The following is a 14,245-nucleotide window of genomic DNA, read 5'->3' as shown; positions in this document are numbered from 1 at the left end:
CTTTCCGTCCGGGGAACGTCCCATGAGCGTTGGGCTGCACACCCGAGCAGGTCAGACGGCCGTCATGACCGCCTGACCTGCGGGACACCGGGTGTTCACACGGTGGGCGCTCCTCCGCCCGGGCCGGGTGCGTGCGCGGGGTCAGCCGAGGGCGGCGTCGGGTCCGAAGCGGCTTCGGACCGCCGTCTGTACTTCCGCCTCCTCGGCCGGATCGGCGGCCAGGCGGCGCAGGCGCTCCACGACGCGGGCGTCGCCGGTCTCGGCGTGCCGGGCGGCGACTTCGCGGGTGGTCTCCTCGCAGTCCCACAGGCATTCGACGGCGAAGCCGGTGGCGAAGGAGGGATCCGTGGCGGCCAGGGCGCGAGCGGCGCGGCCACGGAGGTGGGAAGAAGCCGTCTCCCGGTAGATATGGCGCAGTACCGGCGCCGCGCAGGCGATGCCGAGGCGTCCGGTGCCGTCGACGAGCGTCCACAGAGTCGGCGCGTCGGGGCCCTCGCCCCGCACGGCCTCACGCAGGGCGCCGAGGACGAGGTCGCGGTCCCGGACTCCGCCGCGGCAGGCGAGCATGCGTCCGGCGGCGGCCCCGAGCGCGTCGGGGCGCTGGGCCCAGCGGCGCGCGCGGTCGACCGCGGCGACACTGCGCATCCGTTCGAAGGCGTCGACGGCCGCCTCCACCACGACGGTCGTACCGTCGGCGACCGCGGCCTCGATCAGGTCGAGGGCGCCGGGGTCGTTGCTGTCGGCGAGGTAGCGCAGGGCGGTGCAGCGGGCGCCGTCGATGCCGTTCCGTGCGGCCTGGACGATCTCCGGCCGGTCCTCGGGGCCGGCCACGGCGACCAGGCAGCGGGCGGCGGGGACGTGGAGGGCGGCACCGCGCTCGATGCCCTGCTGGGCCCACTCGAACACGGCGCGCACGCTCCAGTCGGGGCGCGGGCCGGTGGGCCGCATCTGCCGCTGCCAGCGGTCGAAACAGCCGGTTTCCTGGGCGGCACGCACGCGTGCGGCGATCGGTTCGCGGGGATCCTCGGCCCACAGTCGCCAGGGCCTGGGCTCGAAGGCGTCCCGTACGGCCGCGGCCAGCTCGGCCTCGCCCTCCGGGTCGGCGGAGAAACGGGCCAGGACGGGCGCGGCCAGAGCACGCAGGCCGGCGTCGTCGTCCCTGAGGGCCAGCTCGTCCAGGGCCCAGGCCCAGTTCGAGCCGTGGGCGGCGTACCTGCGCAACAGCGCGAGCGCGTCGCGCCTGCCGTAGGAGGCGAGGTGCCCGAGGACGGCCAGGGCGAGGCCCGTACGGGACTCGTCCGTGTCGAGGACGTCCTCGGGGTCGAAGAGGTGCGCCTCGATGGCGTCCAGCTCGCCGTTCAGGTCGAGGTAGAGCCGGGCGTAGTAGAGGGAGCGGTTCTCCACCTGCCAGTCGTGGCGGGGATCGCGCAGCACACAGTGGTTGAGGGCCGCGAGCGCCTCGGCGCGCGGAGCGGTGAGCGCGTGCAGTGTGCCGTCGCCGCGGCCCCGCTGGAGCAGGCCGAGCAGCGTACCGCTGGGCGCTATGACCGGATCGAACATGGGAAACAGCCTCACATCAAGCGTCGACGCAACCGGGGAACACGCACTACCTGGCCGCGTGACACAACGTCGGAGCGCCCGCCGTCTCTTGCTTGCTGTAGACCATCTCTCTCTGCCTCTCGTCGGTGGCCCATGCGGACCGCATCACGGCCCGCGCGGTGCGGCAACACCTGCCCAGCCATCGCGTCCGTGAATCACGTCGTCATGATGACCCGGCGGTTTGTGCTGCCGCGACCGTATTTCCGGCGGCCCTGTACCGCCTCCCCCGTTTTCCGTGTCGTACCTGCTCAGGACATGCGCGTCAGTGCGCGCCGAACAGCTCCAGCAGTTCCGTCTTGCCGAACATCCGGGCGGTGTCGACGGCCGACGGCGTCCCCGCCGCGGGATCGGCTCCGCCCTCCAGAAGAGCCTTGATCACTTCGGTCTCGCCCTTGAAGACGGCACCCGCGAGCGGGGTCTGGCCCCGGTCGTTGACCTGGTCCGCCGCGGCACCCCGGGCGAGCAGGGCACGCAGCGTGCCGGCGTGGCCGTGGTAGGCGGCGAGCATCACCAGGGAGTCGCCGCGGTCGTTGGTGAGGTTGGCCGGAACGCCGGCGTCGACGTACGCCACGAGCGCCTCGGTCTGTCCCTTCCGGGCCAGGTCGAAGATCTTGGTCGCCAGCTCCACGACCTCCGGGTCCGGGGCTTCACTCATCGGCGGGACCGCCTCTCCTCAAAACGCTTGGGGGACTGCAGGGAGCGTACGGCAGCGAGCGGAACACGGCCGTACGAGTGAATCGTCAGCGTACTGGCTCGCGCGGCACATGACCCGATGTGCCCGAGGTAAAGATCAGCAACAGACGCCGCCGGAAGCGGCAGACCTGGTCAACCGGGTCGGGAGAGCTCCGCCGCGTGGGCGAAATCAACCATATTTCACCCAGTTGCACCTTTAATCGTATGGATACATCCTGTGATCCTGGAAGAACTCATGGTGACTGTCCCCCACCTTCGACACCAGGAGGCCCGAAATGATCCTCTCCCTGTCAGGCGTGTTCCTGCTCGGCGTTGTCGTGTTCCTCTTCTTCCGCAAGGACGGACTGAAGGGCTCGCACGCCACGGTCTCAGCCCTGTTCGGCTTCTACCTGTCGAGCACGGCCATCGCCCCGAGCATCAAGGCCGGCGGCGAGAGCCTGGCCAGCCTCCTGGGCGGCCTCAAGTTCTGATCCCGCACGCCCCACCCGCACGCACGACCAGGAGTCAGCAGTGGCCCGGCGCCCTCTCCCCCGCATCCTGAGCAAGGACAGCACCCAGATCGCCCGGATGCAGCTCGCCCGGAGCCGGGAGCTGGCCCGGACGGCGGCCGACAGCGCCACCGACGTACTCCACCCGCTGATCACCGTGACACGCGGGCTGCGCCGGCTGGCCTCGGCCGGGCGGCGCAGATGGGCGGACACCCCGAAGGACAAACGCGGGCCGCTGCTGTTCCTGGTGGCCTCCGTGATCCTGGGCGTGGTGCTGGCACCGTACGGGCCGCTGCTCGCCGTCATCACCCTGATGTCCGCGGCGGCCTGGCAGGGCCGCGACCGCACCCCGCCGGCCCCCGAAGGGCCCGACGAGTCCCAGACCGACCGGCTCCGGTCCCTCTACGAGGCCCTGGTGCCGTACTTCTCCAGCCCCGAGGACCCGGCCCCGCTGTACGCGCACGGCGGGGAGTGGGAGAAGGCGTTTCCCGCCCACGAGTTCGACGACGCCGGACGCCTCGGCGAGCTCGTCATCCGCTACCCCGCCTACTTCCCGGACGGCGAGCCCGACGCCCGCGCGCGGATCGAGCAGCTGCTCACCGCGAAGTCCGGGCGGGGCCGCGAGTACCACTTCACGTGGGACGAGGTGGGCAACCAGCTCACCGTCACCGTCCTTCCCCCGCTGCCCGCCGACATCCCGGCCCAGCACTTCGTCACCGCGCCGGGCGAGACCGTCCTCGGCTTCACCGACCCGAGCGAGGTGCAGCGCACGCTCCCCCTCTCCTACGGCGAGGAACAGATCGACGTCCCGCCGGTCGTCTGGCGGACCGGCGTACGCTCCACCGAGCCGCACCTGCTGGCCATGGGCCACCCGGGCAGCGGCACCTCCACCCTGCTGCGTTCGATCGCCCTGCAGGCCCTCCAGTACGGGGACGTCCTGATCGTCGACGGCGGCGGCACCGGTGAGTACGCGTGCCTGACCGGCCGGGACGGGGTGCTGGCCGTGGAGTGCGCGCTGCCCGGGGCGCTGGCGAGCCTGGAGTGGGCCGCGCAGGAGACCGAGCGGCGGCTGATCGCGATCAACCTGGCCCGGCAGGCGGGCGACCCGCCGCCGGCCGACGCGCGGCGCCCGCTGTGGATCGTGGTGGACCGCCCGACCGTCTTCACCCACCTCGCCGGTGCGGACGGCCGCAAGGACCCGCAGGCCCTGCTCCAGGTGCCGCTGCGGCACGGCCGGGCGGCGAACGTGACGGTTGTCGTGGCCGAGCAGTTCGACAGCGCGGAGACATTGAGCGAGGCGGTACGACAGCACACACGCGCGCGTGTCGTGCTCGGGCCCGTGACTCCTCGGCAGGCGGAGGCGGTGCTGGGAGCTCCGCCGCACACCACGCCCCTGGGGCACGTGCCGCCGGGGCGGGGGTACGCCCGGCTGGGGGTGGGGCCGGTGCACCGGCTTCAGGTGCCGCGCACGCCGGATCCGTACGACGACGCGACCAGCGACGCCGACCGGAAGGCTGTGCTGGAGTTGCTGCCGCCGCGGGCCACTGCCGTGGGGGCCGAGCCGGCGCAGCCTCCGGAGCGGGCTGATCTCACCAAGCCGGCGGTGGCCGCGGAGGCGGCCGGATAGCGGCGTCCCGGTTCGGGCCGGCTGCCGGGTGCGGATCCGTCGCGACCAAGCCGGCGGTGGCCGCGGAGGCGGCCGGATAGCGGCGTCCCGGTTCAGGCCGGCTGCCGGGTGCGAGTCCGTCGCGGCCGAGCCGGCGGTGGCCGCGGAGGCGGCCGGATAGCGGCCGGCGTCCGGGTTCGGGCCGGCTGCCGGGTGCGGATCCGTCGCGGCCGTTCGCGCGCGAGGACCCACGACGGACGGCGGCCGCCGACGCACGACGCGCCCCGCGCTGCACCCGGCCCACGGCCTGTCCGGCGGATCAGGCCGGAGTCGCGGGGCACGGCACGCCCATCCGCGGCGTGATCGCCGGCACGACGCCGTTGCCCGGAGCCGGGCTGATCCGCCGGACGGGCCCTAAGCCACGAACGTGCGCGGCGCCTCCGTACCTCCCGCGCCCCCGTTCTCCACCAGCCGAGCCGCCGCGGCCAGCCGGACCGCCGCCTCCTCGGCCACCGCTCCCCCCACGGTGAACGGCAGCCGGACATAGCCCTCGAAGGCACCGTCCACGCCGAAGCGAGGACCGGAGGGGACACGGACGCCGGCCCGCTCGCCCGCTTCGGCGAGCCGCGAGCCGGACAGGCCGCCGGCGCGGACCCACAGGGTCAGGCCGCCCTTCGGGATGTCGAACTCCCACGTCGGCACCTCCCGGCGCAGCGCCGCCACGAGCGCGTCCCGGTTCTCCCGGGCCTGGGCCCGCCGCAGCTCGACCGCCTGCTCCCAACCTCCCGTGCTGAACAGCCAGTTGACCGCGAGCTGCTCCAGCACCGGCGTGCCGAGATCGGCGTAGGCCCGCGCAGCGACCAGGCTGCGGATGACGTCCGGCGCCGCCCGCACCCAGCCGATGCGCATGCCCGCCCAGAAGGCCTTGCTGGCGGAACCGACCGTGATGACGGTCGAGCCGGCCGGATCGAAGGCGCAGATCCGGCGCGGCATCCCGCCGCCCGCGAACTCCTCGTCCAGCCACAGCTCGGTCATCGTCTCGTCGGCGACGAGCACCGTGCCGGCCGAACGCGCCGCGTCCACCAGCCGCCGCCGCTGGTCCTCGTCGGCGAGCGCACCCGTGGGGTTGTGGAAGTCGGCGACGACGTAGGCGAGCCGGGGCGCGGCCTCGCGCAGGACCTGGCGCCAGCGGTCCATGTCCCAGCCGGACAGCCCCTCGGCCATCGCGACGGGGACCAGCCGGGCACCGGCCTCCCGCATCAGCTGCAGGATGTTGGCGTAGGACGGGGACTCCACGGCGATCCGCTCGCCGCGGCCCGCGAAGAGATGGCAGATCGCGTCGATGGCACCCATCGCGCCGGTCGTCACCATGATCTGCTCGGGCATGGTGGGGATCCCGCACGCGGTGTACCGCTCGGCGATCATCGAGCGCAGGGCGGGCAGGCCGGCCGGGTAGTCGCCGTGCGTGTGGGCGTACGGCGGCAGTTCCTCCAGGGCGCCCCGCACGGCACGGGTGAGCCACGGCTCCGGTGCCGGGAGCGAGGCGCAGCCCAGGTCGATCACCGAGCCCAGGGCCTCGGGCGGCAGGGGTTCCAGGCCACGGGCGGGCAGCGGGTTGCCCGCGGGTACGGCGGTCCAGCTGCCGGCTCCGCGCCGGGACTCCAGGAAGCCCTCCGTGCGCAGCGCCTCGTAGGCGGCGGCGACCGTCGTACGGCTCACGGACAGGGCGAGGGCCAGTTCGCGTTCCGCGGGGAGGCGGGCAGCCACCGGCACTCGCCCTTCGAGCACCAGCAGCCGGATGCCGTCGGCGAGGGCACGGTAGGCGGGCGGGCGGCGGGTGCCGGGACCGGCCGGGCGGTCCTGCTGGGACTGGAGGAGCCGGGCGAGCTGCGCGGCCCCCATCGCAGAGGTCCACTGCGCCATGACGATCAGTCCACCTTCCCCGAATTGGCCATGGATGACGATACATCCCAAGCCACAGAGTGACATGCGTCAGGCCACCGCCACCACCCAGGGGGGTACCTCATGTCCGCTGCGGACCGTCTCGGACGACGACTGATCCAGCTGTACGCCGGCCTCGCGCTCTACGGGGCGAGTGCCGCGCTGCTCCTCCGGGCGGGCCTGGGCATGGAGCCCTGGGGCGTGCTCCACCAGGGGCTCGCGAAACTCACCGGGCTGACCATCGGGGTGGTGTCGATCATCGTCGGCGCGGCGGTGCTGCTGCTCTGGATCCCGCTGCGGCAGCGCCCCGGACTCGGGACGGTCTCCAACGTCTTCGCCGTCGGACTCGCCATGGACGGCACGCTGGCGCTCGTCCCGGACGCGCACTCCCTCGCCGTGCGTGTCCCGCTCCTGCTCGCGGGCATCGCGCTGAACGGCGTGGCGACCGGCCTGTACATCTCGGCGCGGTTCGGACCCGGTCCGCGCGACGGGCTGATGACGGGCCTGCACCGGCGCACCGGCCACTCGATCCGGCTGATGCGGACGGGGATCGAGGTGGCGGTGGTGGCCACGGGGTTCCTGCTGGGCGGCACCATCGGGGTCGGCACCGTGCTGTACGCCGTGTCCATCGGACCCCTGGCGCAGCTGTTCCTGCGGGTGTTCGCCGTCCCGGCGGCATCGGGCGGCAGCACGGTCGTTGCCACCGCGACACCGGAGCGGGTCATACTGCGACCGTGACCCTCACGACGCCGCCCATACGCCACCCGTACCTCGACCATCCCGGTCCGATCGCCTTCGCCCACCGGGGCGGGGCCGCCGACGGGCTGGAGAACACCGTGGCGCAGTTCCGGCGCGCGGTCGAGACGGGCTACCGCTACATCGAGACCGACGTGCACGCCACGGCCGACGGAGTGCTCGTCGCCTTCCACGACTCGACGCTCGACCGGGTGACCGACGGCGCGGGCCGCATCGCCGACCTGCCCTGGGCGGACGTACGGCACGCGCGCGTGGGCGGCCGGGAACCGGTGCCGCTGTTCGAGGAGTTGCTGGAGACCTTCCCCGAGGTCCGCTGGAACGTCGACGTCAAGGCCGAGCCGGCCCTGCGCCCCTTCCTGGAACTGGTCGAGCGCACCCATGCCTGGGACCGGGTCTGTGTGGGCTCGTTCTCCGAGGCCCGTGTGCTGCGCGCCCAGCGGCTGGCCGGGCCGAAGCTGGCCACCTCGTTCGGCACCCGTGGAGTGCTGAACCTGCGGCTGCGCTCGTGGGGCCTGCCGGCCGCCGTGCGCCGTTCGGCCGTCGCCGCCCAGGTGCCCGAGGCCCAGTCGGGCGTCCCGGTGGTCGACCACCGCTTCGTCCGCGCCGCCCACGCGCGCGGGCTGCAGGTGCACGTGTGGACGATCAACGAACCGGAGCGGATGCACCGGCTTCTGGACCTGGGTGTCGATGGCATCATGACCGATCACATCGACACGTTGCGCAAGGTCATGGAGGACCGGGGCGTCTGGGTCTGACCACCCGGCCGCCGGACCTGAGCCTTCGCAGTTCAAGCGGGGAAGCGAGGGCACGGGTGGGAACCGACACCGTGCGGACACCGGCGGCGGACGACACCGCCGGTCTGCGGCGCGAGCAGCGCGGCTGGTACTTCTACGACTGGGCCTGCTCGGTCTACTCGACGAGCGTGGTGACGGTCTTCCTCGGGCCCTACCTCACCGCGGTCGCCGAGCGGGCCGCGGACGCCGACGGCTATGTGCACCCGCTGGGCGTCCCGGTCCGTGCGGGCTCCTTCTTCGCCTACTCGGTGTCCCTGTCGGTGATCCTGGCGGTCGTGGTGATGCCCCTCGTGGGCAGCCTGGCCGACCGTACGGGCCGCAAGAAGCCGCTGCTCGCGGCCGCGGCGTACACCGGGGCCGCCGCGACCACCGGCATGTTCCTCCTCGACGGCGACCGGTATCTGCTCGGCGGGGCGCTGCTGGTGGTGGCCAACGCGGCGCAGTCCGTCGGGATGATGCTCTACAACTCCTATCTGCCGCAGATCGCCCCGCCCGAGGAGCGCGACGCGGTCTCCTCGCGGGGCTGGGCCTTCGGTTACGGGGCGGGCTCCACCGTCCTCGTCGCCAACCTGGTCCTGTACTCGGGGCACGACTCCTTCGGCCTGACCGAGACGGCCGCGGTACGTGTCTGCCTGGCCTCGGCGGGCCTGTGGTGGGGCGCCTTCACGCTCATACCGCTGAGCCGGCTGCGCGACCGGCACGCGCGCGTGGAGCGCAGCACGGCACCCGGCCTGCGGCAGCTCGCGGCGACGGCCCGGGACATGCGCCGGCACCCGCTGACGCTCGCCTTCCTGCTGGCGTACCTGATCTACAACGACGGCATCCAGACGGTGATCTCCCAGGCCTCCGTCTACGGCTCGCAGGAACTGCAGCTCAGCCAGTCGACGCTGATCGTGGCCGTGCTGCTGGTCCAGGTGCTGGCGGTGGCCGGGGCGCTGGGGATGGGGCGGCTGGCACGGACGTACGGCGCCCAGCGGACGATCCTGGGCTCGCTGGTGGCGTGGACGGTCACGCTGGCGGCCGGTTACTTCCTGCCCGCGAAGGCACCGGTGTTCTTCTTCGTGCTGGCTTCCGGGATCGGTCTGGTGCTCGGTGGCAGCCAGGCGCTGTCCCGGTCGCTGTTCTCGCATCTCGTGCCGCCCGGCAAGGAGGCCGAGTACTTCTCGGCGTACGAGATGAGCGACCGCGGGATGAGCTGGCTCGGACCGCTGCTGTTCGGCGTGACCTACCAGCTGACCGGCAGCTACCGGTCGGCGATCGTCTCGCTGGTGGCCTTCTTCGTCATCGGGTTCGCCCTGCTGGCGCGGGTGCCGGTGCGCCGGGCGATCGGCGAGGCGGGCAACCCGGTTCCGGAAAGGATTTAGCATCGATTTAGCGCTCAACACAAAAGGGCGGTAGTGTACGCCTTTGGCCTGCCAGGCGTACCGTTACTGCGCGTCAAAGATGCCGAAACGCTGGGTGACATCTGCTAGCAGATGTGACAAACCGGGCGCTGGTGGGTACAACAAGGGGCGGCTACGACGGCGACGCATGACCCGGAACGGGACTCGGAACGGGAATCTTTACCGCCGACCGGACGTTGACCGGATGACGACGACAGCGACACCTGTCCTGTGGGCGACAAGCCCGGGAGGCACGATTCATGAGTGAGCGAGCTCTTCGCGGTACGCGCCTCGTGGTGACCAGCTACGAGACGGACCGCGGTATCGACCTGGCCCCGCGCCAGGCCGTGGAGTACGCATGTGAGAAGGGGCACCGCTTCGAGATGCCCTTCTCGGTCGAGGCGGAGATTCCGCCGGAGTGGGAGTGCAAGGTCTGCGGGGCCCAGGCACTCCTCGTCGACGGTGACGGCCCTGAGGAGAAGAAGGCCAAGCCCGCGCGTACCCACTGGGACATGCTGATGGAGCGGCGCACCCGTGAGGAACTCGAAGAGGTCCTCGAGGAGCGCCTGGCGGTTCTGCGCTCGGGGGCGATGAACATCGCGGTTCATCCTCGGGACAGCCGCAAGTCCGCATAACGCGCATACAAAGACCGCGGGCGCCGTACGTCTACCCGACGTACGGCGCCCGCGGTTTTGGTGTGTCCGGCGGCGGGGCCGGTTGTGGTGTGTGCGGGGGTGGCCTCAGCGGGCGAGCGGCGGCCACTGCTGCCGCTCGCCCGGCTCGGACCGGTCCTCCCTGATGACCTCGCCCGGCACCACCTTGCCGTCGGGCCGGTGGATGCGGACCTGCTGGAAGGCGTCGCCCAGGCTGCCCGGAGCCGCCGTGCGCAGCCGCTTGTCCAGGGCGTTCTCGGCGTACCGGCTCACGGCCTTCTGCACCGGCGGGACCAGCAGGAGCAGGCCGGCCACGTCGGAGACCAGTCCGGGGACGATCAGCAGCAGGCCGCCGAGCATCATCAGGCCGTTGCCACCGCCGCGCTCCGGCGAACCACCGCGCTGCAGGGCTTCGTTGAGACTCTGGAAGGCGCGGCGGCCCGCCCGCTTGATGACCACGGAGCCGGCCACGACGCCCGCGACGAGCAGCAGGAACACGGCGAGCCCGCCGGCCGCGCCCGCGACCACGGTCAGCAGCCAGATCTCCAGCACCAGCCAGGCGGCGACCCCGAGCGGCAGATACCTGCGCAGCCGGGAGCGCCGGGGCCGGGGGGTGGTGGTGTACGGAGAGGTCGGAGCGCCAGTCGTCATGGTCCCAGTGTGCCTGGCGGCGGCTCAGCGCGGGATAAGGGGATGATCGAGCGGAGCCGGGCAGGTACCACCACGCCAGGACTGGGACGCGGGGAGGGGGCAGGGACTACAGGGAGGGGGACGCAGGGACTACGACGTCCGCTTGTTCCTGCCGGTGAGCTTGGCGATCCGGTCCGATGCGCCCCAGGCGGTGACCCGCCACAGCGCCTCGACCACGATGTCCTTGCTCATCTTGGAGTCGCCGAGTTCGCGCTCGACGAAGGTGATGGGCACCTCGACCACGTGGAAGCCGGTCTTGACCGCGCGGCGGGCCAGGTCGACCTGGAAGCAGTAGCCCTGCGAGGCCACCTCGTCGAGGCCCAGGCCCTCCAGCGTCTCGCGGCGGAAGGCGCGGTAGCCGCCGGTGATGTCACGCAGCGGCAGGCCCAGGGCGAGGCGGGAGTAGAGGCTGCCGCCCCGGGAGATGAACCGGCGGGACCTGGGCCAGTTCACGGTCCGGCCGCCGGGCACCCAGCGGGAGCCGAGCACCAGGTCGGCGGTCTTGAGCGCGGTGAGCAGCCGGGGCAGTTCCTCGGGCTGGTGGGAGCCGTCGGCGTCCATCTCGATCAGGACGCCGTAGTCGTGCTCCATGCCCCAGCGGAAGCCCGCGAGGTAGGCGGCGCCGAGGCCTTCCTTGCCCTTGCGGTGCAGCACCTGGACGTGGTCGTCCTCGGCGGCCAGTTCGTCGGCGAGCTTGCCGGTGCCGTCGGGGCTGTTGTCGTCCGCGATCAGCACGTGCGCCTCGGGGACGGCCTTGCGCACCCGGCCGACGATGGTCTTGATGTTCTCCGCCTCGTTGTAGGTCGGAATGATCACCAAGGCCGTGCCGAGCGGACCGAACTGCCTCCCCTGAGCCGTGGCCGCCAGGGTCCCGTCGCCGTCGTTCACTACTGCCCCTTCTGGTTGTACGCAGGAACCCACCATAGTGGCCACGGCCTTGGTTGACGTGCCGACTTGTACGTAGGGCGGTGTCGATTCCACAAGAGTGGGGTAAGAATGCGTGTTTCGGCACCTTCGAGGCGCGCCGTCGCCGGCCTCCCGCCACGGCGGATGGGGGCCCGGCGCCCTTCGGGCCGACCTGGGACCCGCTGGCTGCGGATCGACCGAAAGCCGTTGTCTACTGAGCGCACGGGCCCCACCCGGGTCACACCTTGCCGGGCCGGAACGTTCCCTCGGCGGCGCGGGCGCTGAGCCTGGCTCCCAGCGACGGTGCCCGGTTACGGCACACCGTCCTGACCCAGCGGCGCTGCGACGAGTTGCGTGAACGCCCCCGGTCGGGCGTCCGGTGGTGGACTCGGACGAACCTACCGGCCCCCGGCCGTCGACTGTCAACAGCCGTCTGACCTGCTACGACGGTCCGGACGGGCCAACCGCCGCAGAGGATGCCCAGGTCGGGCGGCGGGGCGGCGGCGCCCCTGGTGCGCGGCGCCACCCCCGTAGATCACTCGCCCGGCCGTACGAACACCGTCCGTCCGCCCACCACGGTGCGCAGGCAGACCGGCAGGTCGCGGCCCGGGGTGAGGTCGGGCAGACCGGGCGTGCCGGAGCGCGGGTCGGTCGACCAGCGGGCCACCCGGTCGTCGGGGGCCTGGACGACCAGCTCGTCGGTGCGCCAGACCGCGTAGTCGGCGGGCGCGCCGGGCACCAGGACGCCCGCGTCGTCCCGGCCCACGGCCCGCCAGCCGCCACGCGTGTGCGCCGTGAACGCGGCCCGGACGGAGACCCGGTGCCCGGGCGTGTGGTGGAACGCGGCGGCGCGGACGGTGCCCCACGGGTCGAGCGGGGTGACCGGGCTGTCGGAGCCGAAGGCGAGGGGCACACCGGCACGCAGCAGCGCCGCGAAGGGGTTGAGCGTACGGGCCCGTTCGGCGCCCAGCCGACGGGCGTACATGCCGTCCTCACCGCCCCACAGCGCGTCGAAGGCGGGCTGGACGGAGGCGATGAGGCCGAGCTCGGCGAAGCCGGCGACGGTCTCCGGGGTGAGCATCTCGGCGTGCTCGACGCGATGGCGGGCGGCGCGGATCCGGGCGAGGCCGAGCTTCTCGGCGGCGGCGCGCACGCCCTGCACGACGGCGCTCACGGCGGCGTCGCCGATGGCGTGGAAGCCGGCCTGCAGGCCTGCCTCGGTACAGGCGACGACATGGGCCGCGACGGCCTCGGCGTCCAGGTAGGCGGTGCCGGCGTGGCCGGCGTCGGCGTACGGCTCGTGCAGGCAGGCGGTGTGCGATCCGAGGGCGCCGTCGGCGAAGAGGTCGCCCGCGGCGCCGACGGCGCCCAGCTCCCGCGCCCTGTCGACGTTCTGCTCCGCCCAGTAGCCGACGACCCGGGGGCCGGAGACCTCGGCGGCCACCTGCAGCAGGCCGGTGAAGTCGTCCTCGGAGGAGATCTGCGGGCCGCCGCACTCGTGCACCGAGCCGATGCCGAGGGAGGCCGCGTGGGCGAGGGCGGTGCGCTGGGCCTCCGCGCGCTGGGCGGGGGTGACGGCGGCGAACGCGGCCTCCCGCACGGTGTGGTGGGCGTCCCGGGTGAGCGGGGCGTCCTCGCGCGGCAGGTCGGCGGGGATCAGGTCCAGCAGGGCGGTGGTGACGACCGCCGAGTGCGCGTCGATGCGGGAGAGGTACAGCGGGCGGCCGCCGGTGGCCCCGTCGAGTTCGGCGCGCGTGGGCGGGCGGCCGCCGGGCCAGCGGGCGGCGTCCCAGCCGTGGCCCAGCAGGACGCGGTCGTCCGGGCGGGCGGCGGCGAAGTCGCGCACCAGGGCGAGGGCCGCGTCCAGCGACGCGGCGCCGGACAGGTCCAGGCCGGTCAGGGCGAGACCGGTGGCGGTGGTGTGCACATGGGCGTCGGTGAAGGCGGGGGTGACCAGGGCGCCGTCGAGGTCGACCACCTCGTCCACGCCGTCGGCGAAGGCGTCGGCGGCGCCCTCGGAGCCGACCCAGGCGACGTGGCCGCGTTCCACCACCATCGCCGTGGCGAAGGGGTCGGCGGGGCTGTGCACCTCTCCTCGGCGCAGGAGGACGGTCTTCGGGGGCTCGGCGGTGCGCTCACTCATAGCGGACAGTTTCCCGCCTCGGCCGGCGCCGGCTGCACTCGGGGCACTCCGCGTGGCGGTCAGATCCGGGGCGGCCGCGCCTCGTACGGCGTCGAGAGCACCACCGTCGTCCTCGTCGACACACCGGCCAGGCTCCTCAGCCGCGCCAGCAGCTCCTCCAGTTCGTGCGGAGTCGCCACGCGCACCTTGAGGATGTAGTTCTCGTCGCCGGCCACGCTGTGGCAGGCCTCGATCTCGGGGACGCCGCCGAGGCGGTCGGCGATGTCGTCGGGGGCGCTGGGGTCGAACGGTTTCACCGAGATGAACGCGGTGAGCGGCAGCCCGACGGCCTCGGGGTCGACCACCGCGGCATAGCCGCGGATGACGCCACGCTGTTCCAGCCGGCGCACCCGCTGGTGCACGGCCGACGTGGACAGGCCCGTGGCCTTGCCCAGGTCTGTGTAGCTCATCCGCCCGTCCTTGACGAGCAGCTGCACGATCTGTCGGTCCAGCTCCTCCATGGCGCCAAAACCTACAGTGCGCTTGATCTCCTGGGATAGCCGAGAGCGCAGGTCATAGCCGGTTCGATACAAAAAGCGGCGCACAAGGCCCGCA

The 14,245-nt window shown here is 72.8% G+C and carries 13 protein-coding genes; 6 read left to right on the top strand and 7 right to left on the bottom strand.

Annotated features, from left to right (window positions below):
• Positions 1–141: 141 nt before the first annotated feature.
• Together ACZ7HQ_RS33505 and ACZ7HQ_RS33500 are read right to left on the bottom strand one after the other, a co-directional pair.
• The gene (locus ACZ7HQ_RS33505) at positions 142–1,560 is read right to left on the bottom strand and encodes a HEAT repeat domain-containing protein (RefSeq protein WP_470998235.1); all 1,419 of its coding nucleotides are present in this window, start codon (positions 1,558–1,560) and stop codon (positions 142–144) included.
• A 301-nt stretch (positions 1,561–1,861) separates the two neighbouring features.
• A complete protein-coding gene (locus ACZ7HQ_RS33500) occupies positions 1,862–2,254 on the bottom strand; it encodes an ankyrin repeat domain-containing protein (RefSeq protein ID WP_470998232.1) in 393 nt (130 codons plus the stop codon).
• Between the two features lie 313 nt (positions 2,255–2,567).
• Here ACZ7HQ_RS33500 and ACZ7HQ_RS33495 point away from each other — a divergent pair, with 313 nt between their 5' ends.
• On the top strand, positions 2,568–2,762 hold the full coding sequence (locus ACZ7HQ_RS33495; RefSeq protein ID WP_031174416.1) for a hypothetical protein: 195 nt from the start codon (positions 2,568–2,570) through the stop codon (positions 2,760–2,762).
• A 40-nt stretch (positions 2,763–2,802) separates the two neighbouring features.
• Positions 2,803–4,407, top strand: a complete 1,605-nt coding sequence (locus tag ACZ7HQ_RS33490; protein ID WP_470998230.1) for a hypothetical protein — start codon at positions 2,803–2,805, stop codon at positions 4,405–4,407.
• A gap of 393 nt (positions 4,408–4,800) precedes the next feature.
• On the opposite strand, the gene ACZ7HQ_RS33485 is transcribed toward ACZ7HQ_RS33490, so the two are convergent.
• Positions 4,801–6,309 carry an SCO1417 family PLP biosynthesis transcription factor gene (locus ACZ7HQ_RS33485; RefSeq protein ID WP_470998228.1) on the bottom strand — a complete coding sequence of 503 codons (1,509 nt, stop codon included), beginning with the start codon at positions 6,307–6,309 and terminating at the stop codon, positions 4,801–4,803.
• 102 nt (positions 6,310–6,411) lie between these two features.
• Between ACZ7HQ_RS33485 and yczE the strand changes: the two genes are divergently transcribed.
• The 4 genes from yczE (at position 6,412) to ACZ7HQ_RS33465 (ending at position 9,894) form a co-directional block, all read left to right on the top strand.
• Positions 6,412–7,065 (top strand): membrane protein YczE, encoded by a 654-nt coding sequence (gene yczE, locus ACZ7HQ_RS33480; RefSeq protein ID WP_470998225.1) that lies wholly within the window; start codon positions 6,412–6,414, stop codon positions 7,063–7,065.
• The gene (locus ACZ7HQ_RS33475) at positions 7,062–7,838 is read left to right on the top strand and encodes a glycerophosphodiester phosphodiesterase (protein ID WP_470998223.1); all 777 of its coding nucleotides are present in this window, start codon (positions 7,062–7,064) and stop codon (positions 7,836–7,838) included. Before yczE ends, ACZ7HQ_RS33475 begins: the two co-directional genes overlap by 4 nt.
• A 56-nt stretch (positions 7,839–7,894) precedes the next feature.
• The gene (locus ACZ7HQ_RS33470; RefSeq protein WP_470998220.1) at positions 7,895–9,241 is read left to right on the top strand and encodes an MFS transporter; all 1,347 of its coding nucleotides are present in this window, start codon (positions 7,895–7,897) and stop codon (positions 9,239–9,241) included.
• A 278-nt stretch (positions 9,242–9,519) separates the two neighbouring features.
• A complete protein-coding gene (locus tag ACZ7HQ_RS33465; RefSeq protein ID WP_003977404.1) occupies positions 9,520–9,894 on the top strand; it encodes an RNA polymerase-binding protein RbpA in 375 nt (124 codons plus the stop codon).
• A gap of 105 nt (positions 9,895–9,999) precedes the next feature.
• On the opposite strand, the gene fxsA is transcribed toward ACZ7HQ_RS33465, so the two are convergent.
• The 4 genes from fxsA to ACZ7HQ_RS33445 all read right to left on the bottom strand — a co-directional run bounded on the left by fxsA (position 10,000) and on the right by ACZ7HQ_RS33445 (position 14,151).
• Positions 10,000–10,563: an FxsA family membrane protein gene (gene fxsA, locus ACZ7HQ_RS33460; RefSeq protein WP_470998217.1), complete on the bottom strand. Its 564-nt coding sequence runs from the start codon at positions 10,561–10,563 to the stop codon at positions 10,000–10,002.
• Between the two features lie 129 nt (positions 10,564–10,692).
• Positions 10,693–11,490, bottom strand: coding sequence for a polyprenol monophosphomannose synthase (locus ACZ7HQ_RS33455; protein WP_470998214.1), 798 nt, complete (start codon positions 11,488–11,490; stop codon positions 10,693–10,695).
• Between the two features lie 553 nt (positions 11,491–12,043).
• A complete protein-coding gene (locus ACZ7HQ_RS33450) occupies positions 12,044–13,651 on the bottom strand; it encodes an amidohydrolase (protein WP_470998211.1) in 1,608 nt (535 codons plus the stop codon).
• Positions 13,652–13,710: 59 nt separating this feature from the next.
• Positions 13,711–14,151 carry an Lrp/AsnC family transcriptional regulator gene (locus tag ACZ7HQ_RS33445; RefSeq protein WP_470998208.1) on the bottom strand — a complete coding sequence of 147 codons (441 nt, stop codon included), beginning with the start codon at positions 14,149–14,151 and terminating at the stop codon, positions 13,711–13,713.
• Between the last annotated feature and the right edge of the window lie 94 nt (positions 14,152–14,245).

The organism is Streptomyces sp. NPDC037290 (assembly GCF_055603245.1).
This window is presented reverse-complemented; position numbering and strand designations above follow the sequence as displayed.

What these genes read in the sequence shown, in the direction of transcription:
- ACZ7HQ_RS33505 (WP_470998235.1), bottom strand. Translation starts at nt 1,560, where the DNA reads ATGTTCGATCCGGTCATAGCGCCCAGCGGTACGCTGCTCGGCCTGCTC.
- ACZ7HQ_RS33500 (WP_470998232.1), bottom strand. Translation starts at nt 2,254, where the DNA reads ATGAGTGAAGCCCCGGACCCGGAGGTCGTGGAGCTGGCGACCAAGATC.
- ACZ7HQ_RS33495 (WP_031174416.1), top strand. Translation starts at nt 2,568, where the DNA reads ATGATCCTCTCCCTGTCAGGCGTGTTCCTGCTCGGCGTTGTCGTGTTC.
- ACZ7HQ_RS33485 (WP_470998228.1), bottom strand. Translation starts at nt 6,309, where the DNA reads ATGGCGCAGTGGACCTCTGCGATGGGGGCCGCGCAGCTCGCCCGGCTC.
- yczE (WP_470998225.1), top strand. Translation starts at nt 6,412, where the DNA reads ATGTCCGCTGCGGACCGTCTCGGACGACGACTGATCCAGCTGTACGCC.
- ACZ7HQ_RS33465 (WP_003977404.1), top strand. Translation starts at nt 9,520, where the DNA reads ATGAGTGAGCGAGCTCTTCGCGGTACGCGCCTCGTGGTGACCAGCTAC.
- fxsA (WP_470998217.1), bottom strand. Translation starts at nt 10,563, where the DNA reads ATGACGACTGGCGCTCCGACCTCTCCGTACACCACCACCCCCCGGCCC.
- ACZ7HQ_RS33450 (WP_470998211.1), bottom strand. Translation starts at nt 13,651, where the DNA reads ATGAGTGAGCGCACCGCCGAGCCCCCGAAGACCGTCCTCCTGCGCCGA.
- ACZ7HQ_RS33445 (WP_470998208.1), bottom strand. Translation starts at nt 14,151, where the DNA reads ATGGAGGAGCTGGACCGACAGATCGTGCAGCTGCTCGTCAAGGACGGG.